The sequence below is a fragment of the Geomonas propionica genome, assembly GCF_016458235.1.
Taxonomy (GTDB): Bacteria; Desulfobacterota; Desulfuromonadia; order Geobacterales; family Geobacteraceae; genus Geomonas; species Geomonas propionica.
In genome coordinates this window covers 151822-173786 of record NZ_JAEMHK010000002.1, presented here as the reverse complement: position 1 = coordinate 173786, position 21965 = coordinate 151822, and the positions used below count along the sequence as shown (strand labels likewise).

General features: G+C 64.7%; 17 protein-coding genes. 15 read left to right on the top strand and 2 right to left on the bottom strand.

Annotation, left to right across the window (positions count from 1 at the left end; translation table 11 throughout):
- Nucleotides 1-12: 12 nt before the first annotated feature.
- From gmhA to JFN90_RS03355, 4 genes are all read left to right on the top strand, one after another.
- Complete coding sequence (gmhA, locus tag JFN90_RS03370) at nt 13-582, top strand: D-sedoheptulose 7-phosphate isomerase (protein WP_199393692.1); 570 nt, start codon at nt 13-15, stop codon at nt 580-582.
- A gap of 42 nt (nt 583-624) precedes the next feature.
- On the top strand, nt 625-1209 hold the full coding sequence (gene gmhB / locus JFN90_RS03365; protein WP_199393691.1) for a D-glycero-beta-D-manno-heptose 1,7-bisphosphate 7-phosphatase: 585 nt from the start codon (nt 625-627) through the stop codon (nt 1207-1209).
- Between the two features lie 97 nt (nt 1210-1306).
- A complete protein-coding gene (locus JFN90_RS03360) occupies nt 1307-3580 on the top strand; it encodes a hypothetical protein (RefSeq protein ID WP_199393690.1) in 2274 nt (757 codons plus the stop codon).
- Nucleotides 3581-3583: 3 nt separating this feature from the next.
- On the top strand, nt 3584-4342 hold the full coding sequence (locus JFN90_RS03355) for a TSUP family transporter (protein WP_199393689.1): 759 nt from the start codon (nt 3584-3586) through the stop codon (nt 4340-4342).
- 58 nt (nt 4343-4400) lie between these two features.
- Here the strand turns inward: JFN90_RS03355 and JFN90_RS03350 are convergent, their stop codons facing one another.
- Nucleotides 4401-5069 carry a hypothetical protein gene (locus JFN90_RS03350; protein WP_199393688.1) on the bottom strand — a complete coding sequence of 223 codons (669 nt, stop codon included), beginning with the start codon at nt 5067-5069 and terminating at the stop codon, nt 4401-4403.
- A gap of 149 nt (nt 5070-5218) precedes the next feature.
- Between JFN90_RS03350 and JFN90_RS03345 the strand changes: the two genes are divergently transcribed.
- From JFN90_RS03345 to JFN90_RS03295, 11 genes are all read left to right on the top strand, one after another.
- A complete protein-coding gene (locus JFN90_RS03345; RefSeq protein WP_199393687.1) occupies nt 5219-5422 on the top strand; it encodes a SlyX family protein in 204 nt (67 codons plus the stop codon).
- 15 nt (nt 5423-5437) lie between these two features.
- On the top strand, nt 5438-6388 hold the full coding sequence (locus JFN90_RS22495; protein ID WP_199393686.1) for an aldo/keto reductase: 951 nt from the start codon (nt 5438-5440) through the stop codon (nt 6386-6388).
- 51 nt (nt 6389-6439) lie between these two features.
- Complete coding sequence (locus tag JFN90_RS03335) at nt 6440-7333, top strand: glycyl-radical enzyme activating protein (protein WP_199393685.1); 894 nt, start codon at nt 6440-6442, stop codon at nt 7331-7333.
- The gene (hypD, locus tag JFN90_RS03330) at nt 7334-9694 is read left to right on the top strand and encodes a trans-4-hydroxy-L-proline dehydratase (protein ID WP_199393684.1); all 2361 of its coding nucleotides are present in this window, start codon (nt 7334-7336) and stop codon (nt 9692-9694) included.
- Between the two features lie 18 nt (nt 9695-9712).
- On the top strand, nt 9713-9928 hold the full coding sequence (locus JFN90_RS03325) for a DUF1653 domain-containing protein (RefSeq protein ID WP_199393683.1): 216 nt from the start codon (nt 9713-9715) through the stop codon (nt 9926-9928).
- Between the two features lie 349 nt (nt 9929-10277).
- Nucleotides 10278-11105 (top strand): CheR family methyltransferase, encoded by an 828-nt coding sequence (locus JFN90_RS03320; protein ID WP_236018859.1) that lies wholly within the window; start codon nt 10278-10280, stop codon nt 11103-11105.
- Nucleotides 11105-12232 (top strand): NrtA/SsuA/CpmA family ABC transporter substrate-binding protein, encoded by a 1128-nt coding sequence (locus JFN90_RS03315; RefSeq protein ID WP_199393681.1) that lies wholly within the window; start codon nt 11105-11107, stop codon nt 12230-12232. Before JFN90_RS03320 ends, JFN90_RS03315 begins: the two co-directional genes overlap by 1 nt.
- The gene (locus tag JFN90_RS03310) at nt 12229-16329 is read left to right on the top strand and encodes a response regulator (protein ID WP_199393680.1); all 4101 of its coding nucleotides are present in this window, start codon (nt 12229-12231) and stop codon (nt 16327-16329) included. Before JFN90_RS03315 ends, JFN90_RS03310 begins: the two co-directional genes overlap by 4 nt.
- 36 nt (nt 16330-16365) lie before the next feature.
- A complete protein-coding gene (locus JFN90_RS03305; protein ID WP_199393679.1) occupies nt 16366-18354 on the top strand; it encodes a response regulator in 1989 nt (662 codons plus the stop codon).
- Nucleotides 18355-18776: 422 nt separating this feature from the next.
- Nucleotides 18777-20609, top strand: a complete 1833-nt coding sequence (locus JFN90_RS03300) for a chitobiase/beta-hexosaminidase C-terminal domain-containing protein (RefSeq protein ID WP_199393678.1) — start codon at nt 18777-18779, stop codon at nt 20607-20609.
- Between the two features lie 120 nt (nt 20610-20729).
- On the top strand, nt 20730-21245 hold the full coding sequence (locus tag JFN90_RS03295) for a hypothetical protein (protein WP_199393677.1): 516 nt from the start codon (nt 20730-20732) through the stop codon (nt 21243-21245).
- An 83-nt stretch (nt 21246-21328) separates the two neighbouring features.
- On the opposite strand, the gene JFN90_RS03290 is transcribed toward JFN90_RS03295, so the two are convergent.
- Nucleotides 21329-21931 (bottom strand): short chain dehydrogenase, encoded by a 603-nt coding sequence (locus tag JFN90_RS03290; protein ID WP_199393676.1) that lies wholly within the window; start codon nt 21929-21931, stop codon nt 21329-21331.
- Nucleotides 21932-21965 lie beyond the last annotated feature (34 nt).

Here is a 21965-nt window from a genome sequence, read left to right as displayed (position 1 = left end):
CGCGGAGGGTTGATGAAAGAAAAGATCAAGGCCCAGCTCCAGGCCCACGCCCAAGTCATAGCGGCGCTCGAACGGGACCTCTGTCCGTCCCTGGAGAGCGCCGTTTCGCTTTTGGCGGCGGCGCTCAGGGAGGGGAAGAAGCTCCTGGTGTTCGGCAACGGCGGCTCCGCCGCCGACGCGCAGCATTTCGCGGCGGAGATCGTCGGCCGCTTCAAGCTGGAGCGGCGCGCGCTGCCGGCCATCGCTCTCAGCACCGACACCTCGATCCTCACCGCGGTGGGCAACGATTACGGCTTCGACCGCATCTTCTCGCGCCAGGTCGAGGCGCACGCGAACCCGGGGGACGTACTGGTGGGGATCTCCACCAGCGGCAACTCGCCCAACGTGCAGTTGGCCCTGGCAGCGGGGAAAAGCCTGGGGTGCCGCACCGTCGCGCTTTTGGGCCGGGACGGCGGGAGCATCAAGGGGGTGGCCGAGCTCTCCCTGGTGGTCCCCAGCGACGACACCCCCCGCATCCAGGAGGGGCACATCACCATGATCCACATCCTGTGCGACCTGGTGGAGCGGGAACTTTTTTCATGACGGCGCCGCGGGATTAGGGCAGCGGGAAAGGCCAGGTACACCATGGAGCAGCGGCGGGCGGTTTTTCTCGACCGGGACGGAACCATCAATGAAGAGGTGCAGTACCTGTGCAGGGTCGAGGAGTTCCGCCTCATTCCCGGGGTTCCCTACGCCTTGCAGCGGCTCAAAGACGCCGGCTTTCTCCTGATTGTGGTGACCAACCAGTCCGGGGTGGGACGGGGACTCTATGACGAGGCGGCGCTGCAGGCGATCCACGACCGCATGCACGAGGAACTGGGCGACTTCGGCATCACCATCGATGCCTGCTACTTCTGTCCGCACCACCCCGAGCACGGGATCGGCGATTACCGCCAGGAGTGTCGCTGCCGCAAGCCCTCACCGGGTATGCTGGAACAGGCGGCCCGCGACCTCGATATCGACCTCTCCCGCTCCTACATGATCGGCGACAAGCTGGGCGACGTCGAGGCGGGGCTGAACGCCGGGTGCACCGCGCTCATGGTGCGGACCGGCTACGGGGCAGCCGATTCGGCGCGCCTTCCGACGCGGGTGAAAGCCTACGACGACCTCCAGGCGGCGGTAGAGGCGATCATGGTCGCGGAAGGCAAGGGGAAGCGCAGGAAACGCTGAACCGGCATCGGCGCGGGTCCCCCGACTTCCCCGGCCTTGGCGGAATGGACACCCGATCTGTCCACTCCCCTGGCCGGAGGGGGGCAACCGCGGTTCCTTGCAGCAACGAAGTTTCGGCGGCCGCTACCGCACGGTGTTCGCACCGGCAGGAGCGGCCTTTTTCGCAGGAGTCGGCATGAAGCCGTACCACCAGATCTTTCCGAGTGCAGCCGGGGCCGCCATGACCCTGGAACTGCCGGCGCAAAGCGGACGGATCCCGAAGGGGAGCTACGCCTTCGTCGAGTGCTACTGCACCAGCCCTGGTTGCGACTGCCGCCGGGTCGCTCTCCTGGTGCTGGACCAGAAGCAGCGACAAAAGGCGATGATCTGCCTGGGCTTTGACGGCGACGGCCCCTTTTCCGGCCCCTACCTGGACGGCTCCAGCTACCAGGTCCCCTATGCCGAGGAGCTGCTCGACTTCTGCGTGCACACCCTCAACGCGCGGCCGGAATGGGTGGCACGCATGCAGCGGCGCTACGGGGAGGTGCGGGAGCTGATCGACGGCATCCCTTATCGCGGCACCCCTTTCCCCCCACCCGAGGACCTGTGTTACCGCGCCATGCCGGCGCCGGACCTGGAGACCATGCTGACCGAGTCGGTCCGGCACGGCTTCACCCCCGGCTGCCCCCAGCCCACCTGCGCTGGACAGGGGGAGCCGTCGGGCATCATGCGCCTGGTGGAACTGTACGCCCGGGCCGGGGTGAGCGCGCCCATCGCCATCCTGCTCACCCTGCAGGACGAACTGCACCGGCACCTGCTCGCCGACCCCCTGGCGGTTGAGGAGCTGGCAGCGCTCCTGGCCGCCTTGGGGCGCGCGCCCCGCGTGGATCACGACCGGGTTTCCGCGGCCCAGAGGATCCTCTCCCTTGTCCTTGAGTTCTACCAGGTGGAAACGGCGGGTGGGCGCCCGGGGGCGAGGCAGCAGCTGCAGAGACTTCAAAGCGCGCTGGCGCTGCGGGTGTATCGCGAGCGGAGCAGCATAGAGCTGCGCCTCTCGGTCACCGACATCCTGCTCCGCAGCCGCGTGAACCTGATCCCCGAACTGCAGGCGATCTGCCAGGCTGGGGAAGGCGACACCGAGGGGGGGCTTGAGGTGACTGCCGCCTCCAGCGAGGAGTTCGTTACCGGCGTGCTCAGGCATTTCGCCTCGATGGGGGTCACCTGTCCCTTTGCCGGTGCGCAGGAGATCCTCGAGCTGTTCTCGGTCAACGACCCGGAGTTGCGGCCGGGACTGACCTGGGAGCTTTTGACCGCTGACGCGCCCTTTCTGCGCGAGATCGCCGCGCTGCTCATCTTCGAGGCAGAGCCGGAACTCTCGCGCGAGGTGGCCCGCATGCTGGTTTCGGTGGCGGGGGCGACCTTGACCCCCAACACGCTGCGGCGCCTGATCATGGCGCGCAACTGGTTCGCCGAACCGACCCGAAGCATCGTGGACCAGACCATCAACAACGCCCGCCGGGCGCGCGTGCAGTGCGCCCACCTGGAGCAACCGGGCGAGGAGACGGTCTACGCGAGTACCCTGGACGGCAGCGGCGGCCAGGTCTTCTATATCATCGTCGCCGACCAGGCCGCCTATGCCGGCTGCACGGTGGCCCTGCAGGAAGGGGGCGGGATCGCCGACTGCACCGTGGTGCGCCTGGAGACCCGCCGGGATCGGGAGGACTTCATCCGCGCCGCCCGCAGCCAGCGCTGCTGCCTGGCATCGACCGGCGAGTACCTCGACCTGCGCCTGGGAATGGCGCTCGCCGCCGGGGCCGAAGCGGGGAGGGTGCCAGGGCACTGGCTGGTGCGGACTGCGGAACTGTTGGGGCGCGACCACTGGAAGGGGAGCCTCTTTGACGCGGCGGACACCCTGCGGCAGTTGTCGGAAGAGGTTAAAGGGGACTGGCACCTGCGGAGCCAGTCCCCGGGCGCCGGCCCGGACAGCCCCAGCGCGGAAGTTCTCTCCCTGGAAGAGTCCGGGCAGTGGCACCGCTACCGCGCCCTGTTCGGCAACTGGCGGGTGGAGGGGAGCGCCGTGGATCGCGTCATCGAGGCGGCCCGCGCCGGCAAGGCGGTCAGGGCGGCCACGGTGCTGGAGCGGCTGTGCGACCAGGTGCTCGAGCAGCAGCGACCGGTCCTTTTGGAGCGGCTGGTGCTGCAAACGCTCTGGCTGAAGGCGGCAGCGGGGGAGGCGCCCATCCCCTGGCAGCGGATGTACCACGTGGCGCAGGCAGTCGCCGACGAAACCATCGCATTGAAGGAGATTCCATTGGCAGTATCCATCGCACGCCAGAGCTACACGGCGTACCGCAAGCGCAACCAGAACGACAGGCAGGGGAGTGACACGTAGTTTATGGAGATTTCACCAGTTCTTTTTCCCATCCTGTTCCTTGCCGGCGCAGTCGCCGGCTGCATCGACGCCATCGCCGGCGGTGGCGGCCTGATCACCATCCCGGTACTGCTCGGCCTGGGGCTCCCGCCCCAAGCGGCGCTCGGCACCAACAAGCTCCAGGCCAGTTTCGGTTCCTGCTCCGCCATGACGCACTTCGTCAAGGCGGGCACGGTCAACCTGCGCGACGCGCTCCCCGGTGTCATCTGGACCGCCGTCGGCGCCATCCTTGGCTCCTACACGGTACAGCAGATCGACCCGGGCTTTTTGAAGAGGTGCATCCCGTTTCTGTTGCTCGCCATTCTCTGCTACACCATCTTCACGCCGCGGCTGGGCGCCGAGGAGGTGCACCCGCGCCTGCCGCGCCGGCTCTTCTACGGCGTGGCGGGACTGGGGCTCGGCTTCTACGACGGCTTCCTGGGACCGGGGACCGGCTCCTTCTGGGTGATCGCGATCATGCTGGGACTGGGCTTCGATATGCGCAAGGGGACCGGCTACACCAAGCTCTTCAACTTCGTGAGCAACATCGTGTCGCTGGTGGTGTTCGTGGCCGGGGGGCATGTGCTCTTCGGAGCGGGACTATTGATGGGGGCGGGGCAGGCGGTGGGCGCACGCATGGGGGCGAGGCTCGTGATCCACAAGGGGACCCGGTTCGTGAGGCCGGTCTTCATCTGCTCGGTGCTGGCGGTGACGGCGAAGCTGTTCTGGGATAGCTATCGGTAGGCGGCTGTGGACCGGGGCGGCGCAGCCGCCGCCCTGGCCGGTTGTGGCCGTCTCTCGACTAGATCTCGCGGAGGTTGCCGGCTTCGGTCTCGGCTCCCAGGTCGTGGGCGTTCAACTCCTGCTCCAGGTGGTTCAACATCTCGGTCACCTGCTGCACATACGCCTGCGGCACGCTCTCCAAAAGACGCAGGGCGTTGTCCAGTCGCTTGGCGGCGGAAACGGCGGCCTTCAACGGTACCAACGGGTTCGGCTCCTCCCGCAACGCGGCCACTTCCTTGAACTTCTTCAACACGGTCGGGTGACTCTTGTCGTCCTCCACGACGCGCTTTCTCAGATCGCCATACTCTTCGGCGGAAAATCCCTTCTCTTCCTTGGCCTGACGCAACAGATCGATCGACCTGAAGTCGGGGAGGGGACGCAGCTCTTCGCGCCGGTCCAACAACTGCGGCTCTTCCTTCTCCATGAACCGGTAGGCCATGGTGAGCTTCTCGGCGGTGCCGCGCTTGATGCGTATCTCCTGCACGCAGTACTCTTCAAAGGTGCCGTAACCCCATTCGCGGAACCGTCCACGCTTGCTGACGTCCAACAGCTTCTCGCCCAGTTCCACCCACGACGACTTGAACCGCTTCGCCTTGTCCAATACGTCGTAGCGGTCGCTCCCCGGCTCCAGGTGCTGCATGATGGACTCGATGTGACGCTCGCTGCTCGACTTCGGTGTTTCCTGCATCGCTACCTCCGTTGCCCGCACTTTTCGTGCTTCAAGCGTCAGCGAAATTATCAGAATCCGTCCGGTTTTTGAAGTTTTTTATCTTGGCTATCGTTTTGAATCGGGTTAAACTTTGCCTGCTTCACAACCGGCACCATAAGGAGTTCACTATGGAACAGCGTCTGACTGACATGGAGATGCTGATCATGCACCAGGGTCACATCATCGACCAACTAAACGAGGTGGTCACCGGGCACCAGACCCTCATCGATCAGCTCACCAAGGAAATGAAGATCATCAAGGAGCACCTGCAAGGCCTGGGCTCTTCAGACAACAGGCTCCCCTCCGAAGAAGAGCCTCCGCCGCATTACTAACGAAACAGGAATGACATGAAGAAAGTCGCCCTCGGCTGTACCGGTCTCAGCATCAATCCCCTCGTTTTCGGCACCCTTCCGCTTGGCCCCCTGCAGGCTTCGCTCTCCCCTGAACAGGGGGGACGTCTGATCCGCTACGCCCTGGAGCGCGGCGTGAACCTCTTGGACACCGCCGAACTGTACCAGACCTACCCGCATATCCGCGCCGCGCTGAAAGGCTTCAGCGGCGAGTGCCTGATCGCCTCCAAGACGCACGCCAATACGGCTGAGGCCGCGCGCGACCACGTGGAACGGGCGCTCACCGAACTGGGCGTGGAGCGGTTGGACATCGTGCACCTGCATGGCGCCCGGGTGGCCGACCCTTTCGTGGAGCGTCCCGAGGTGATCGAGACGCTTATCAGGATGAAGGAGGAGGGGAAGATCGCCCACGTGGGGCTCTCCTCGCACTTCGTCAGCGCGATGCTGAAGTCGGTGCGGCATCCCGAGATCGAGATCGTCCATCCGCTCATCAACCGGACCGGCATGGGGATCATCGACGGCACCCGGGAAGAGATGGCCGCCGCCATCGCGGCCTGCGCCGCGGCGGGGAAGGGGGTCTACGCCATGAAGGCCTTGGCCGGTGGGAACCTGATATCGACGGCCCGCGAGAGCCTGCGCTTCGTGCTGGGACTCGCCGGGGTGCACGGCATCGCCCTGGGCATGCTCTCCGAGGCGGAGGTCGACGGCAACCTGGCGCTCTTCCAGGAGGGGCGCGCCGACGAGGCGCTCTGGAATACCCTGGAGGGGAGGCGGCGCAAGCTCACCATCATGGAGGCCTTCTGCAAGGGGTGCGGCGCCTGCGTGCCGGCCTGCACCAACGACGCACTGGCCCTGGTGGACGGCAAGGCGCAGGTGGACGACGACGCCTGCATTCTGTGCGGCTACTGCGGGGCGGCCTGCCCGGAGTTCATGATCAGGGTGGTGTAGGCGGCAAGGGTGGCATTATGGGAATGATGGGAAGCATGGGAATGATGGGACATGAATAGCAGCGGCATCGTCTTTAACGTGCAAAGGTACTCGCTGCACGATGGGCCGGGGATCCGGACCACGGTGTTCCTCAAGGGGTGCCCGGCGCACTGCTGGTGGTGCCATAACCCGGAAAGCCAAAGCCCCACGCCGCAAACGGCCTGGTCCCAGAATCGCTGCATCTCCTGCGACGCCTGCCTCTTGGCCTGCCACGAGGGACTGCAGCCGCGCGAGGCCTGCCTGGTCTGCGGCGCCTGCGCGGAGGCCTGCCCCACCGGGGCGCGCGAACTGCTCGGCACTCAAACAACGGCCGACCAGGTGCTGCAGGACATCCTCAAGGACCGCATGTTCTTCGAGGACTCGGGCGGCGGGGTCACCTTCTCGGGAGGCGAACCGCTCTGCCAACCCGCCTTCCTGAAAGACCTCCTCACCGCCTGCCGCAGCCACGGCATCCATACCGCCGTCGATACCGCCGCGCTCTGCGCGCCGGAAACCCTGCTCGACATCGCCCCGCTGGTGGACCTCTTCCTCTTCGACCTGAAGTGCGCCGACGACGCGCTGCACTCAACGGGCACGGGCCTCGGCAACGGCCGCATCCTGGACAACCTGGCGCAACTGGGGCGGGTGCACCGCAACATCTGGATCAGGATCCCGGTGATCCCGGGTTTCAACGACAACGCAGGGGAAATGGAGGCGCTCGCGAATCTCGCCGCGCGGGCCGCCGGGGTGCGCCAGGTCTGGCTGCTCCCCTACCACGGCAGCTGGGCCGCCAAACCGTCACGGCTGGGACTGGCACCTTCTGCCGAGGCCCTGGCGACGACGACGCCGTCACCGCAGACCATGGAAGATTTCGCCCGGCTTTTCACCGCCCGGGGATTGGATACGCAGATAGGAGGGGGAGCCTAGATGACCGGAAGAACACAACGACTGCGCCAGGAAAGCCTTGCCGCCGAGCCCGCCATTTCCGCGGAACGCGCGCTGCTGCTCACCGAATTTTACCGCGACAACGAGGGGCGCTGGTCGGTCCCGGTCATGCGCGCCAAGTCCTTCCTCTACCTCTGCGAGAAGAAGAGCATCTACATCGGCGACGGCGAGTTGGTAGTAGGCGAGCGGGGGGCGGCGCCCAAGCTGGTTTCGACCTATCCGGAGTTGACCTGCCATTCGGTCGAGGACCTGCGCATCCTCAATTCGCGCGAACTGACTGCCTACCGCGTCGACGACGCCTGCCTCAAGGCCTACCAGGAGACGGTGATCCCGTACTGGGGGACTCGCAGCCTGCGCGACAAGATCTTCGCCGCGCTCCCCGAGGAGTGGCACGAGGCCTACCGCTACGGCATCTTCACGGAGTTCATGGAGCAGCGCGCCCCCGGCCACACGGTGCTGGACGACAAGATCTACCGCAAGGGGCTACTCGACTTCAAAAAGGAGATCGCGCAGGCCATCGATGCGCTCGACTTCGCCAGCGACGCCGACGCCTGGGCCCGCCGCGAACAGTTGGTCGCCATGGACATCTCCTGCGACGCCGTGATCCTATTCGCGGAGCGGCACGCGAAACTCGCCGAGAGCATGGCCGCGGCCTGCACCGATACCGTGCGCAAGCAGGAGCTGATGAAGATCGCCGCCAACTGCCGCTGGGTGCCGGCGCACGCTCCCACCGATTTCTGGGAGGCGCTGCAGTCCTACTGGTTCTGCCACCTGGCCGTGATCACCGAACTGAACGGCTGGGACGCCTTCAGCCCGGGGCACCTGGACCAGCACCTGATCCCGTTCTACCAGTCGGAACTGGCCACGGGGACCTTGACCAGGGAGAGCGCCCGCGAACTCTTGGAGTGCTTCTTCGTCAAGTTCAACAACCACCCCTCGCCGCCCAAGGTCGGCGTGACCGCGGCGGAAAGCGGCACCTACACCGACTTCGCCAACATCAACCTGGGGGGGCTCCTTCCCGACGGCTCGGACGGCTCCAACGAGGTCTCGCACCTGCTCCTGGACGTGATCGACGAGATGCACCTGTTGCAGCCTTCCAGCAACGTGCAGCTGTCGCGCAAGTCACCGGACGCCTTCTTGAAGCACACCCTGCAGGTGGTGCGCAGCGGCTACGGCTTCCCCTCCATCTTCAATGCCGACGCCGTGGTCGAGGAACAGCTGCGCCAGGGCAAGAGCCTCGTGGATGCGCGCGCCGGCGGCTGCAGCGGCTGCGTCGAGGTGGGCGCCTTCGGCAAGGAGGCTTACATCCTCACCGGCTACTTCAATCTGGTCAAGATGCTGGAGCTCGCCCTGCACGACGGCATGGACCCGCTGACAGGGGTGCAACTGGGACCTAAGACCGGCGCGCCCGAGAGCTTCGCGGATTTTGATCAAGTCTTCGAGGCCTTCCGCGCCCAGCTCGCCCACTTTCTGGACATCAAGATCCGGGGCAACCGTCTCATCGAGATGATTTACGCCGCGCAGATGCCGGCTCCCTTCCTGTCGGTTTTGACGGACGACTGCATCAGCCGGGGCGTCGACTACAACGCGGGGGGCGCGCGCTACAACAACAGCTTCATCCAGGGGGTGGGGATCGGGAGCATCACCGACGCACTCTCGGCCATCAAGGACCGGGTCTTCGAGCGCAAGACCCTGTCCCTGCCGGAACTGGTGGCGAAACTCGACGCCGATTTCGCCGGGGACGAGCCGTTCAGGCAGAGGCTTTGGAACAAGACCCGCAAGTACGGCAACGACGACGACTACGCCGACGACCTGATGCGCCTGGTCTTCGACGCATTTTTCAACGAGGTGGACGGCAGGCCCAACACCAAGAACGGCGTGTACCGCATCGAGATGCTCCCCACCACCTGCCACGTCTATTTCGGCTCGGTGACCGGCGCCACTGCCGACGGGCGCCGCCGCGGCACACCGCTTTCCGAGGGGATCTCGCCCGTGCAGGGCGCAGACCGGGGCGGCCCGACCGCCGTGATCCGCTCCGCCGGCAAGATGGACCATATCCGAAGCGGCGGCACGCTCTTGAACATGAAGTTCTCCCCGACACTCCTCTCCGACGCGAGCGGTCTGGACGGCGTGGCGAGCCTGGTGCGGAGCTACTTCCGCATGGACGGGCACCACGTCCAGTTCAACGTGGTCGATGTGGAAACCTTGAAAAAGGCGCAGGCGAACCCTTCGGAACACCGCGACCTTATCGTGCGCGTTGCCGGGTACAGCGATTATTTCTGCGACCTTTCCTCGGAGTTGCAGGACGAGATCATCACCAGGACCGAGCACGCCTCGTTCTAGGCGAACAGTGGAGGCACCATGACCGTCGCACCAGGACGTTACCGTCACTACAAAGGGAATTACTACGAGGTAATCGGCACGGCCAGGCACAGCGAGACCGACGAGAACATGGTCGTTTACCGTCCCCTTTACGGGGAAGGGGGGCTCTGGGTGCGTCCCGAGGGGATGTTCCTGGAAACGGTGCTGGTGGACGGCAAGCCGGTGCCGCGCTTCTCCCTTTGCCCCGAGGATTGATTGGGGCAGGGAGGATGCGCCGGCTTTGGCAGTGATGGCAGCTTCCCCCACCCCCCGACCCCCTCCCGCAAGGGGAGGGGGAGAGCAACTCTTCCTTTTAGTCCCTCTCCGGGACACTCACTGACCTTCCCTTGTTTCCTCATACTGTCATTGCCTGACAGCAATCTAAGTGTTTACAAATATAACGTTTTAGTGCTCTTTTGCCTAGTTGATTCTAATTGACTTTAGATAGTAAAAAGGTGTAATTGGAGTTTGCCTATTATAAGCCTCAAGTTCTCTGAGACAATGCCGACCAGTCCAATAAGGCATTTGAGGTTCAGTATTCTTCTGGAGGACCTGTTTGGGGGAGATGGTAGCCGAAATACTGGGGTTTCTCACCGATCATTTCGGCGAAGATTTCCAATCGTACTCCCGCTCCCTTGTCGAGAAACGGGTCGCTGAGCGGGTGCGGCAACTCCGCCTTCCCGGCCTGGCGGAGTACCGTCAGTTGCTGCAGTGCGACCCCGCCGAACCCTCTTACCTTTCCCGCATGTTGCGCATCAGGTTTAGCAGCTTCTTCCGCGACCCGCTCCAGTTCGAATTACTCAGATCACAGATTATGTCCAGCCTTCTTCCCGCACCGTCCCAAGGAGGATTCCTGCGCGCCTGGTCCGCCGCCTGCGCCGGTGGCGAGGAAGCCTGCTCGCTGGCGATCATCATCGACGAGACGCTGCAACTGCTGGACGTGCGACCCAAGGTGCAGATCTTCGCTACCGACGTAGCCGAGGATGCGCTGGAGGAGGGGCGTGCCGGGTACTATGGCGCGGGGAGCCTGGGAGGCGTCACCCTGCATCAACTTACCACCTACTTCACGGCGGACGGCAGCGGTTACCGCGTCGCGCCCGAATTGCTCTCCATGATCAGCTACTGCCGTCATGACCTCCTTGACCCCCATACCTTCGCCCCTCCGGAATCCCTTTTCGGCGGCTTCGATCTCATCTGCTGCCGAAATTTCCTGATGTACCTGGACCCGCAGGCGTACCTCAGGGTGTTTGACAACCTGTTCCGCGCCCTGAACCCGGGCGGGGTGCTGCTACTGGGCAAGGCCGAGGCCGTGCCCGAGCGCTACCACCAGCACCTGGCGCGGATTTACGACTGCGGCAACCTGTACCGCAAACAGCAGACGGGGAGGTGCTGATGGGTACCCTGGTGAGATGTCTGGCGGCGTTCTTGTTGATCCTCCTGTCCCTGTGCGCCTGTCAGGAGAGCGGGGGGACTCGCCCCAAGGAGACACCGCCGGCCGAGAGGTACGCGGGGTACCGCTTCGGCGGCGACGGGGTGATCGACCTGGGGGCGCAGCCTTTGACTCTGCCGGAAGGGGCGGTGGCGGAGCTGATGGCACGCGACGCCATTCTCACCTCCCGGCTCGCCGACAGCGGCGGCTCCTTGCGGGTGCATCCCTTCTTCAAGGGAAGGGATATCGCCGAGTTGCTCTCAACAGGGAAACTGCAAGCCGGGATCTTTGCCGACATGCCTGCCCTGACCGCCGCGGCCACCGGGGACTTCGTCTGCGTGGCGCTCATGAAGCAGGGCTTCGCCAGTGTCGTTGCCAAAAAAACCATGCTGACGCGCGACCTGAAGGGGAAGCGAGTGGCGACCGGCGTGGGATCGGCGGCCCATTTCGCCCTGCTGAACGCGCTGCAAAACGAGGGGCTGACCGAACGGGACATCACCTTGGTGCCGATGGAAGTAAGCGAGATGCCCAAGGCGCTGGCGGAGGGGAGCATCGACGCCTTCAGCGCCTGGGAACCGACGCCGGCCTTGGCCTTCGCCGCCCACCGCGAGTTCCACCTGGTGCACAAAGGGGTGAGCTACGGCTTCCTCTGTCTGCGCCGCGACTTCGTCCGCGCCCATCCCCGGGAGGCACGGGAACTGGCCGCCGCCGTGGCCAGGGCGTCTGCTTATATGCGCGTCCCGCAAGACCTGGAGCAGGCCGCCGGCTGGACCGCCGCCTCCGCGGCAAGACTTCAGGGGGCGCCCTGCCAGGTCACCACCCGCGCCATGACCACCATCATCCGCAACGACCTTCTCAACGTCCCCGGGGCGCCGCGCATCCCGGCGGCGCTTTTGAGCGAGGAGGGACTCCTCTACAAGAAGTTCACCTTCCTGAAGCAAATCGGCAAGATACCTGAGACCACCCCCTGGGCCCGGGTGCGGGACTCTTTTGACATTGAAATGATGCGGCAGGTCGCGGCCGAGGCGGAGCAGTTCGCCCTGCAACGATTCGACTACCGCGACTTTGAACATTCGGACGGTGCTAAATGAAGATGAGGATGCTGCCGACGCTGAAAGGGCGTCTGGCTTTCTGGTTCACCACCATCTGCCTGGTCCCTCTGGCGGTTCTCACCACGGCAATCTATTCGCAGCGGGTCCAGCTTGCCACTGCGCTGATGCTGGACAAGCTCTCCGCGGTCACCGCGCTTCGACAGGATCAGATCAACTCGGTCCTGGACAACCTGATCAGCGACGTCTCCACCCTTGGCTCAGGGAAGTCGGTGCAGCTCGCCGCGCAGACGCTCTCTGCCAACCCGGCGGCACGGTCGGGCGGCGCGGCGGACGACAGCCTGGCTCTTTTGCGCGGCTATCGGGACGAGTTCGAGCCGGTGGCCGACGTTTCCATCGTAGCGCCGGACGGCCATATCCTGCTCAGCACCGACCCGGCGAGGAGTGGGGCGCGCGTCGCCCAGCCCGAGATGGTGGCGAGTGCACTGAACGACTCCGTACCGGTGATCGGCGAGGCGTACCTGCTGGGTGGAGAGGGAAACGCGAGCCTTGACATCGCCGCACCGATCAAGAAGGGGGGAGCCGGGACCGGCAGGGCCGCCGTCGTCGTGCGTTACAACCTGCGTAAACTGCTGGCCACCACGCTGGAGAACAATACCGGCATGGGCAAGACCGGCGAGGTGGTGCTGGTCGACCGCAACGTGAGGCCCTTGATCGAACTGCGCGGCATCCCCAACGCGGTGCTGAAGGTGAAACTCACCGGGAAGCCCGCGCTGCTGGCTGCGGAAGGGCAAAGCGGCATCGCCGAGACCGTCGACTATCGCGGCACCTACGTCCTTTCCGCTTATTCGCACATCCCGCGCACCGGCTGGGGCCTGGTCTGCAAGCAGGATTCCTCCGAGATCTTTGCGCCGATCCGGCAGGCGCTCTACGTAACCTACGGCATCGCCGCGTTGATCACGCTGCTGGTGTGGGTGTTCGCCCTGCGGTTGGCGCGCAGTATCAGCGCACCGCTGGTCAAGCTATCCGAAGCGGCCACCGAACTCGGCGCCGGTCATTACGAGGCGCGCATCGAGCCGGCAGGGACCCTGGAGCAGATTTCCCTTGCTGGCTCCTTCAACGCCATGGCCGATACGCTGCAGCTCAAGATGGCCGCGCAGCACGGTTTGGCGCGGATCTCCGAGCACCTGGTCGACGTGATGGGGCTGGACGATTTCTTCAGGAAGCTGCTCCCGGTGTTCGTCGACGTGACCGGCGCCAGGATGGCGGCCGCCTTCGTACAGGACGACGACGGCGCTTACTTCGTCCCCGCCCACGCCATCGGGGCCGACTCCGGCCGGATGCGCCGCTACAGCCGCGCCCAGCTCGAGGGAGAACTGGGCATCCTGCTCACCTCGCGCAGGATCTCGCGCTTTGCGCCCGCCCCCGGGGGGGAGGGGCTCCGCTTCGTCACCCCGTTCGGGGAGATCACCCCCGCCGAGCTGGTCACCGTGCCGGTCGAGGCGGACGGCGAGCTGCGCGCGTTCGTCACGCTGGCGTGCGAGCACCCGTTCCCGCTCTGGGTGCACGACACGCTGGAGATGGTCCGGGTGCCGCTGGGCTCCGCCTTCTCCAGGGTGGTGGCGGCCGAGGATGTGCGCCGGCTCGCCTCCGAGCTCGCGATTAAGAACGCCGAGCTGGTGCAGCAGTCCGAGGAACTGGTGCAGCAGTCCACCGAGCTGGCGCAGCAGTCCGACGAGCTCGCCCGCCGCAACCAGGTGCTGGACCAGCAAAAGCAGCTCCTGGAGGAGGCGACCCGCCTGAAGAGCGAGTTTCTTTCCAACATGAGCCACGAGCTGCGTACCCCCTTGAACTCGGTGCTGGCGCTGTCCCGGGTGCTGGCGGTGCAGGGTGCCGAACGGCTCAGCGAAGAGGAGCGGGGCTATCTCGGCATCATCGAGCGAAACGGCAAGCACCTGCTCTCCCTGATCAACGACATCCTGGACCTGGCCAAGATCGAATCCGGGCGTCAGGACCTGTACATGGAGACGGTGGAGCCGGCCAAGGTGGCCGCCGAGGTGGTGGACAGCCTCGCCGTGCTGGCCCGGGAAAAGGGGATCGCCCTGGCACTGTCGGCGCCGGAGAGGCTGCCGCGGATGCGCATCGACGTCAAGAAGCTGCGCCAGATGCTGCAGAACCTGGTGGGCAACGCCGTCAAATTCACCGCGCAGGGGTCGGTCACGCTGGGCCTGGTCGCGCGGGGGGAAGAGATCTGCTTCGAGGTGAAGGACACCGGGATCGGCATCGCGCCGCAGTACCTGGAGACCATCTTCCATGAGTTCCGCCAGGCCGACGGCTCCACCTCCCGATCCTACGAGGGAACCGGCCTGGGTCTCGCCATCGTCAAGAAGAGCGCGATGCTCCTTGGCGGGGACGTCACCGTCGCGAGCGAACTGGGGCGGGGGTCGGTATTCACCCTGCGCCTGCCGCTCGACTGCGGCGGCGCCGCGGCGCAGATCGGGATCGGCGCAACGGTCGCGGCAGAGCAGGGATGGCGGCCGCCGCAGGCACCGGCCCGGTCGGTGCTGGTGGTCGACGACGACCCCGAGGCGGTTTCCCTGATCAGCAACCACCTGGCCCAGGCCGGCTACGGCACGCTGAGCGCCCTCAACGGTCGCGACGCCCTGCGTCTTGCCCGCGCCAACCGTCCCTTCGCCATCACCCTCGACATCATGATGCCGGAGATGGACGGCTGGGAGGTCATGAGGGAACTAAAGGAACATCCCGAAACGGCCGATATACCAATCATGATCATCTCTCTCTCCGAGGACCGCGCCACCGGCATTGCCCTGGGGGCGGTCGGGGTGATCAGCAAGCCGGTCGGTCAGGAGGAGCTCATGGAGGCCTTCGCCCGGCTCGCCGGCGCGGGGTGCCGGCTGGTGCTGGTGGTGGACGACAACGAGTACGACCGCTGCTTCCTGGCGTCGCTGTTCAAGGAGAAGGGGCTCGACGTGCTGCTGGCGGAAAGCGGCCCGGAGGCGCTGGAATTGGCCGCGTCCGACCATCCCGACCTGATCACCCTGGACCTCCTCATGCCCGGCATGGACGGCGCCGCTGTGCTGGACCGGCTCAGGTCGAACTCCTGCACCGCGGACATCCCGGTAGTGGTGATCACCTCCAAGGAACTCTCCCACGCGGAGCTGCAGCGGCTCTCCAGCGGGGTGAGCGCGATCATCTCCAAGAACGGTCTGGAGCGCCAGGCGGTGCTGCAGGACCTGGTGCGGAGTCTCGAGCGCCTGGGATGGCGGATCCCCCAGCGCGACGACAGCCACGGGGCAAGGATCCTGATCGTGGAGGACAGCGAGGCGGCGACCGTACAGTTGCGCTTCGCCCTCGAGTCCGCCGGCTACCAGGTCGACGCCGTTTCCGGCGGAAAGTACGCGCTCAGCTACTTAAAGTCCCACGTGCCCGACGGCATCGTGCTCGACCTGATGATGCCGGAGGTGGACGGCTTCCAGGTGCTGGAGGCGGTCCGTTCCAGCAGCCTCACCGCCGATGTGCCGGTCATGGTGATGACTGCGAAGACCCTTTCGCCCGGCGAACATGACCGGCTCAGGAGGCTCGGGGTGCACCAACTGGTACAGAAGGGAGATGTCGAACTCCAGGAGCTGCTGCAGCGGGTTTACGAGATGCTGGGGAGCGTGCGCCTGTTCCGGCCCGGTACCGGTGCCTCCTCCTCGGGCGCCGCCGGGGCTCTGGAGGCCCTCAGCTGGGACGGGGACGGCTCCGTGCTGGTAGTGGAGGACAACCCGGACAACCTGGTCACGCTGAAGGCGACGCTGGGTAACATGTACCGCATCGTCGAGGCGTGCGACGGCGCCGCGGGGCTCGAGGCGGCCAGAAATGGCCGTCCCTCGCTGATCCTTTTGGACCTGCACCTGCCGGTGCTGGACGGCTTTACCGTGCTGAAAAGGCTCAAGGAGGACCCGGCCACCGCAGCCATCCCGGTGGTGGCCCTGACGGCGAGCGCCATGGCGGGCGACCGCGAGAAGGTGCTGGCGGCGGGATGCTCGGCCTATCTCTCCAAACCCTATCAGCCCGAGGAATTGCAGGAGCTGGTGGCGACCTTCGTCGCCCCCCAGGGAGAGGCCCCCTTTTAGAGTGCGCAGCGGCTATCCGGAAAGGAACCATCGAGCATGAAGCTTCTTGCCATCGACGACAACCAGGACAACCTCCTCACCCTGAGCGCGCTGCTGAAGGCCTTCCTCCCGCAGGCGCAGCTGATCACCTCGCAGTCGGCGCAGGACGGCATACGCCGCGCGGGGATGGAGGCGCCCGACACCATCCTGCTCGACATCCAGATGCCGGGCATGGACGGTTTCGAGGCGACCCGGCGCTTGAAGGCCTCCCCGGCGACCCAGCACATCCCGGTCATTTTGGTCACTGCCCACAGAAGCGACTCCGCCTGCCGCGTCATGGGGCTTGAGTGCGGCGCCGACGCTTTTCTCTCCAAACCCTTTGACGAGGCGGAACTGGTGGCCCAGATCAAGGCCATGGTCAGGATCAAAAAGTCGGAGGACGCGCTGCGCCGGGAGCGCGATTCCCTTGAGGCGCTGGTGCAGCGACGGACCGCGCAGCTCTCGCAGGCGAACGTGGAGCTCAAGGAGAACCTGGAGCGGCTGGCTCAAAATGAGGCCCGCTATTCCCGCGCAGTACGCGGCACCAGCGACGGCCTGTGGGACTGGGACCTGGTCAGCAACGACTATTACTACTCTCCTCGCTGGAAGGAGCTCCTCGGGTTCGCCGACGACGAACTGGAGAACCGACCGGAATCCTTCTTTTCCCGGCTGCACCCGGACGATCTGGCTGTGGTCCAGGACTCCCTGTGCTCACACTTTCTGGGCCAGACCCCCTTCGACCTGGAACTCCGGCTGAGGACCAGGGGCGAGGAATACCTCAGGGTGCGCTGCCGCGGCCAGGCGGAGTGGGACGGGGCGGGGGAGCCGGTGCGGATGTCGGGCGTGATCACCGACATGACCGAACGGCAGCTGATGGAGGAACAGCTGCGCCAGGCGCAGAAGATGGAGGCGGTCGGTCAACTGGCCGGCGGGGTCGCCCACGATTTCAACAACGTCCTTACCGTCATCGCCGGCTATGCCAACATCCTCAAGATGGACTTGACCTCCGAGAGCGTGCATTACGGGCTTGTGGACCAGATAGCGGCTGCCGCCGAGCGCGCCGCCCAGTTGACCCGCGGGCTGCTCGCCTTCAGCCGCAAGCAGGCCATGAACCCGCAGCGTTGCGACCTGAGCGAGATCGTGCGCCACGTCGAACAGTTCTTAGGGCGCGTGATCGGCGAGGACATCCAGTTAAAAACCGAGATCCTGCCCGAGCCGCTGCCGGTCCAGGTCGACCTGGCCCAGATCGAGCAGGTGTTGGTCAATTTGGCCGCTAACGCGCGTGACGCCATGCCCGGGGGAGGCGTCTTCACCATCGCCACCGGCATGTGCGACGGCAGCGGTCTCGGCCACAGTGGACGGTCTGGACGGCATGCGGTGATCATCGTCTCTGACAGCGGCGAAGGGATGGACGACGAAACCAGCCGCAGGATCTTCGAGCCGTTCTTCACCACCAAGGGGGTGGGGAAGGGGACCGGGCTCGGCATGGCCATCGTGTACGGGATCGTGCAGCAGCACAAGGGGAACATCGCGGTGAGCAGCAACCCGGGGCAGGGGACGGTGTTCACCATCGAGATCCCTCTAGTCGAGGGGGGAGCGGCGCTGCAGCCGGTCCTTGCCCCACAGACATCGCCTCAGACCGGCACCGAGACCATACTGGTCGCCGAGGACGACCCCAACGTGCGCAGCCTGGTGGACATGGTGCTCAGCAGGCACGGCTACCAGGTGATCCTGGCCGAGGACGGCGAGGAGGTCGTGCACCGGTTCGCGGCGGAACAGGAAGGCATCGAACTGGTGCTGATGGATATCATCATGCCCCGCAAAAACGGTATCGAGGCCTATGCCGAGATAAAGAAGATCCAGCCCGATGCCAAGGTCCTGTTCACCTCCGGCTACACGGCCGACTTCATCCAGAGCCGTGGCATGAAGGAAGGCGTGGAACTGATCATGAAGCCGGTGCAGCCGATGGAGTTGCTGCGCAAGGTGAGGGAGGTGCTGGAGCGCTGACCTGCTCCGAACAGCCCTTTGCAACAGGAACGGCGCCGCTTAGGGCGCCTTTTTTTTGTTCCCGCCTGGCTAATACGGCACACTATGCTGCTTTTAATATCTCTGCCCCAACTGGGTTCTTTACCCCAACTAATCTGGGGGAATGTACGCAACTGGCTGGGGTGGTTTTATTAGTGGCAGTACGCTGCGTGGATTAATGTTTATTATAAGTGTCTCACGTGGTGTCATTAGTAACTCTTTTGTCGAAGGAGGACTGTATCGGTTATTGGCTGATATTACAAACTTTTGTCGGCGGCTTGCGTGCGGGTGGCGTAATGGATGCTGCAATCCCCGCCGGGTGTTCATGTTTGTTCCTCAATCGTGGCTGGCATACCGCTTGCTCAAGGGCCTAGGGTATTCACACTACTCAAGGAGGTACATGCATGAGAAGAATCGTCACAATGTTCTGTAGTATCACGATGTTGGTTGCGCTCACGGCAATGACGTGCTACGCGGCTCTGGACCGCAAGGCGCCCACCACAACGGCCTCGCCGACGGGGGGCACCTTCAGCGCGCCGGTGAACGTCACCCTGACCCCGAACGAGCCGGCCACCACCTACTACACCCTGAACGGCACCACGCCGACCACCAGCTCCGCGGTCTACGTGTCGCCCATCTACGTGTCGTCCACGACCACCCTCAAGTTCTTCTCCAAGGACGTGGCGGGCAACGTCGAGGTGGTGAAGTCGGTCACCTATACCATCAGCACCGCCAAGGTGCATGACCCGGCCAACACCTCCCTCACCTGGACTGGCTACGGCATGTGCAAGGACTGCCACAACGCGCAGGCCGCCGCCATGTACCAGTCGGTGCACTACCAGTGGAAAGGTTCCGCCGCCGAGATGACCACCGGCCCGACCGTCCAGGGCAAGATGGACGCCACAGACGGCTCCTCCGCGCTGAACGCCTACTGCATCAACATCGAAGGTTCCTGGGGCCCCTGCGGCGCCTGCCATGCAGGTACCGGCGCCAAACCGGTGGCCACCAACACCCCGGACGCCACCCAGCTGGGCAGCATCGATTGCCTGATGTGCCACAGAAGCCCCTCCATCGCCACCCCCTACACCCGCGTGCGTAACGCCACCACCACCATGTTCGAGCCGACCGCAGGCATCGACATGAACAACGTGGTCCGCACCGTGATCAAGCCGGTTCGCGCCAACTGCCTGCAGTGCCACGCCAAGGCGGGCGGCGGCGACGCCGTCAAGCGCGGCGACATCGCGCTGGCCTCGGCGACCACCAACGACGCAAACTACGACGTGCACATGGCTACCGGCCGCGGCAACCTCTCCTGCCAGAACTGCCACGTCTTCACCAACCACAAGGTTACCGGGCGCGGCACCGACCTGCGTCCCCAGGACAGCGCCAGCGGCATCGACTGCTCCACCAGCACCTGCCACCCGACCAAGAACAACGCCGCCGGCCATGTGACCGCCGCTGTCGGTGATCACCTGGGCCGCGTCGCCTGCCAGAGCTGCCACCTCGCCCGCTATGCCAAGGACGCCACCGACGTGGCGCCGACCTCCACCAACCCGATGGAGCAGACCGAGACCCACCGCACCTGGCAGACCGCCGAGTGGAACTCGACCCTGGGTCGCTACGAACCCGTGCCGACCAAGGCCGGCAACCTGATCCCGAAATACGCCTTCTGGAACGGCAAGAGCTGGGGCAACAACTCCTTCAACGCCGCCGTGCTCGACCCGGCCACCAACGCCTACAAGATCTCTCGTCCGGTGGGCGCCATCAACGACCCGGTCGGCACCAAGTTGTTCCCGTTCAAGTACAAGACCGCTTCCCAGGCCATTGCCAACGGTAAACTCGTTGCGCTGAAAACCGCTACCTTCTTCACCACCGGCATCTACGACCAGGCAGTTCAGGACGGTTTGGCCTACATGGGGATGACAGGCGCCGCTTACAGCACCGTTACCACCGACGAATACCAGCTGCTGAACCATCAGATTCCGGTCGCTTCCGGCAACGTGCTCGCCTGCGCGGCTTGCCACCCTAACGCCACCGCAACCCAGGTTAAGCTGATCACCAACATGGGTTACGCGCTGAAGAACAGCCAGAGCGTGGTCTGCGGCCAGTGTCATGTCGTGAAGACCTACTCCGGAGACTATGTCTCCTTCCACGGCCGTCACGTTGACACCCGCCGCAACGACTGCTCCTGGTGCCACAGCTTCTCCAGGCCGGAAAAAGGCCTGACCCTGCCCTAATGGCTTTGGCCACTGGCAACCTGCCGGGGCGCCCGTTCGGGCGCCCCGGTTTCTTCCGTTTCACTTCCTGCGGCTGCTGGGAACACCCGCACCGCTGTCATAATGAACCTTGGGGGGAACATGACCGCCATCTCAGCTCGTCTTTGCCTCATCCTGATCGTAGTCACAGTTCTCAACGTCATCCCGGCGCTGTCGTTGGCCCAGCCATTCGCTGTGGAGATCGCCGACGTCGGCAAGAGCAGGGACTTGGCCGCTGACCTGAAAATAAAAGGGTACGTCGCGGTAATACCGGAGAAGAACATGTGGGTCGTGGACCAGCAGAGCAACTGCGCGGTATGGATCGGCAAGAACGTGCCGCTGGAAATGCTACGCGTCGTCCTTCCCGAGGCGATGCGGTTCAACCCCCATTTGAAGTTTTACTACGTGGTCGGCGACCGGGGCGAGAAGCCGCCGCAGTCGGTGGACAATATGGTCCACGTGGGGGGAAGCATCGAGGCGGCGTTGGTGAAGAAGCTGAACGTGATCGACCAGCAGGAGATGCTCGCTGAATTGGGTAAGGCGGCCACCCTGGAGGAACTGCATGGCTACTTGCACGAGAAGAACAAGCCCAAGCCGGAACAAAAGCCTGCATCCTGAAACCTTGCTTCGCACAGCAGGAATGAAAACGGCCGCATCCCGTTCGGGAGCGGCCGCTTGATGTTACGGTGGGGCATGCGGAGCTATACGAAGTCCCTCGCGTTGATGACCACGCCGCTGCGCGTGCCGTGAATGCTGGACCAGTAGGCCTGGGCCACCTGCTGCGCGGGCATGCCGCCGGAGGGATCCATCCCCAGCGCCTCCAAGGTCTCCTTGACCCAAGGGGGGCTGACCACGTTGATCCTGATGCTGCGCGGCAATTCCAGCGCCGCGGCCCGCACGAAACCTTCCAGGCCCGCGTTGACCATGCTGATCGAGGCGCTCCCCGGCATGGGCTGGTGGCTCAACACCCCGCTGGTGAGGGTGAATGAGCCGTTGTCGTTGATGTAGTTCATCCCCACCCGGACCAGGTTGACCTGTCCCATCAGTTTCCCCAACAGGCCGGTCTGAAAGTCCTCGTCCGAAAGTTCCGCCAACGGGCCAAAGCGCGCCACCCCCGCCGCGCAGGCCAGGGCGTCGAACGGCCCCGCCTCCCGGAACATGTTCTCTATGGACTCCTTGTTGGACATATCGACCCGGTGATCGCCGCTTCTGAAGGCGATCTTGACCACCTCGTGTTCGGTTGCCAGAAGCTTGGCCACGGCCTTGCCGATGGTCCCCGTCGCTCCCACCACTATGATCTTCATAAGCCCTACCTCCCGTGTTGGCGCTGTGGCGTCC

Excerpts from the sequence above, each read along its gene's own strand:
- gmhB (WP_199393691.1), top strand. The coding sequence starts at position 625 with ATGGAGCAGCGGCGGGCGGTTTTTCTCGACCGGGACGGAACCATCAAT.
- JFN90_RS03290 (WP_199393676.1), bottom strand. The coding sequence starts at position 21,931 with ATGAAGATCATAGTGGTGGGAGCGACGGGGACCATCGGCAAGGCCGTG.
- JFN90_RS03315 (WP_199393681.1), top strand. The coding sequence starts at position 11,105 with ATGGGTACCCTGGTGAGATGTCTGGCGGCGTTCTTGTTGATCCTCCTG.
- JFN90_RS03335 (WP_199393685.1), top strand. The coding sequence starts at position 6,440 with ATGAATAGCAGCGGCATCGTCTTTAACGTGCAAAGGTACTCGCTGCAC.
- JFN90_RS03355 (WP_199393689.1), top strand. The coding sequence starts at position 3,584 with ATGGAGATTTCACCAGTTCTTTTTCCCATCCTGTTCCTTGCCGGCGCA.
- JFN90_RS03325 (WP_199393683.1), top strand. The coding sequence starts at position 9,713 with ATGACCGTCGCACCAGGACGTTACCGTCACTACAAAGGGAATTACTAC.
- JFN90_RS03310 (WP_199393680.1), top strand. The coding sequence starts at position 12,229 with ATGAAGATGAGGATGCTGCCGACGCTGAAAGGGCGTCTGGCTTTCTGG.
- gmhA (WP_199393692.1), top strand. The coding sequence starts at position 13 with ATGAAAGAAAAGATCAAGGCCCAGCTCCAGGCCCACGCCCAAGTCATA.
- JFN90_RS22495 (WP_199393686.1), top strand. The coding sequence starts at position 5,438 with ATGAAGAAAGTCGCCCTCGGCTGTACCGGTCTCAGCATCAATCCCCTC.
- JFN90_RS03300 (WP_199393678.1), top strand. The coding sequence starts at position 18,777 with ATGAGAAGAATCGTCACAATGTTCTGTAGTATCACGATGTTGGTTGCG.
- JFN90_RS03345 (WP_199393687.1), top strand. The coding sequence starts at position 5,219 with ATGGAACAGCGTCTGACTGACATGGAGATGCTGATCATGCACCAGGGT.
- JFN90_RS03305 (WP_199393679.1), top strand. The coding sequence starts at position 16,366 with ATGAAGCTTCTTGCCATCGACGACAACCAGGACAACCTCCTCACCCTG.
- hypD (WP_199393684.1), top strand. The coding sequence starts at position 7,334 with ATGACCGGAAGAACACAACGACTGCGCCAGGAAAGCCTTGCCGCCGAG.
- JFN90_RS03320 (WP_236018859.1), top strand. The coding sequence starts at position 10,278 with ATGGTAGCCGAAATACTGGGGTTTCTCACCGATCATTTCGGCGAAGAT.
- JFN90_RS03295 (WP_199393677.1), top strand. The coding sequence starts at position 20,730 with ATGACCGCCATCTCAGCTCGTCTTTGCCTCATCCTGATCGTAGTCACA.
- JFN90_RS03350 (WP_199393688.1), bottom strand. The coding sequence starts at position 5,069 with ATGCAGGAAACACCGAAGTCGAGCAGCGAGCGTCACATCGAGTCCATC.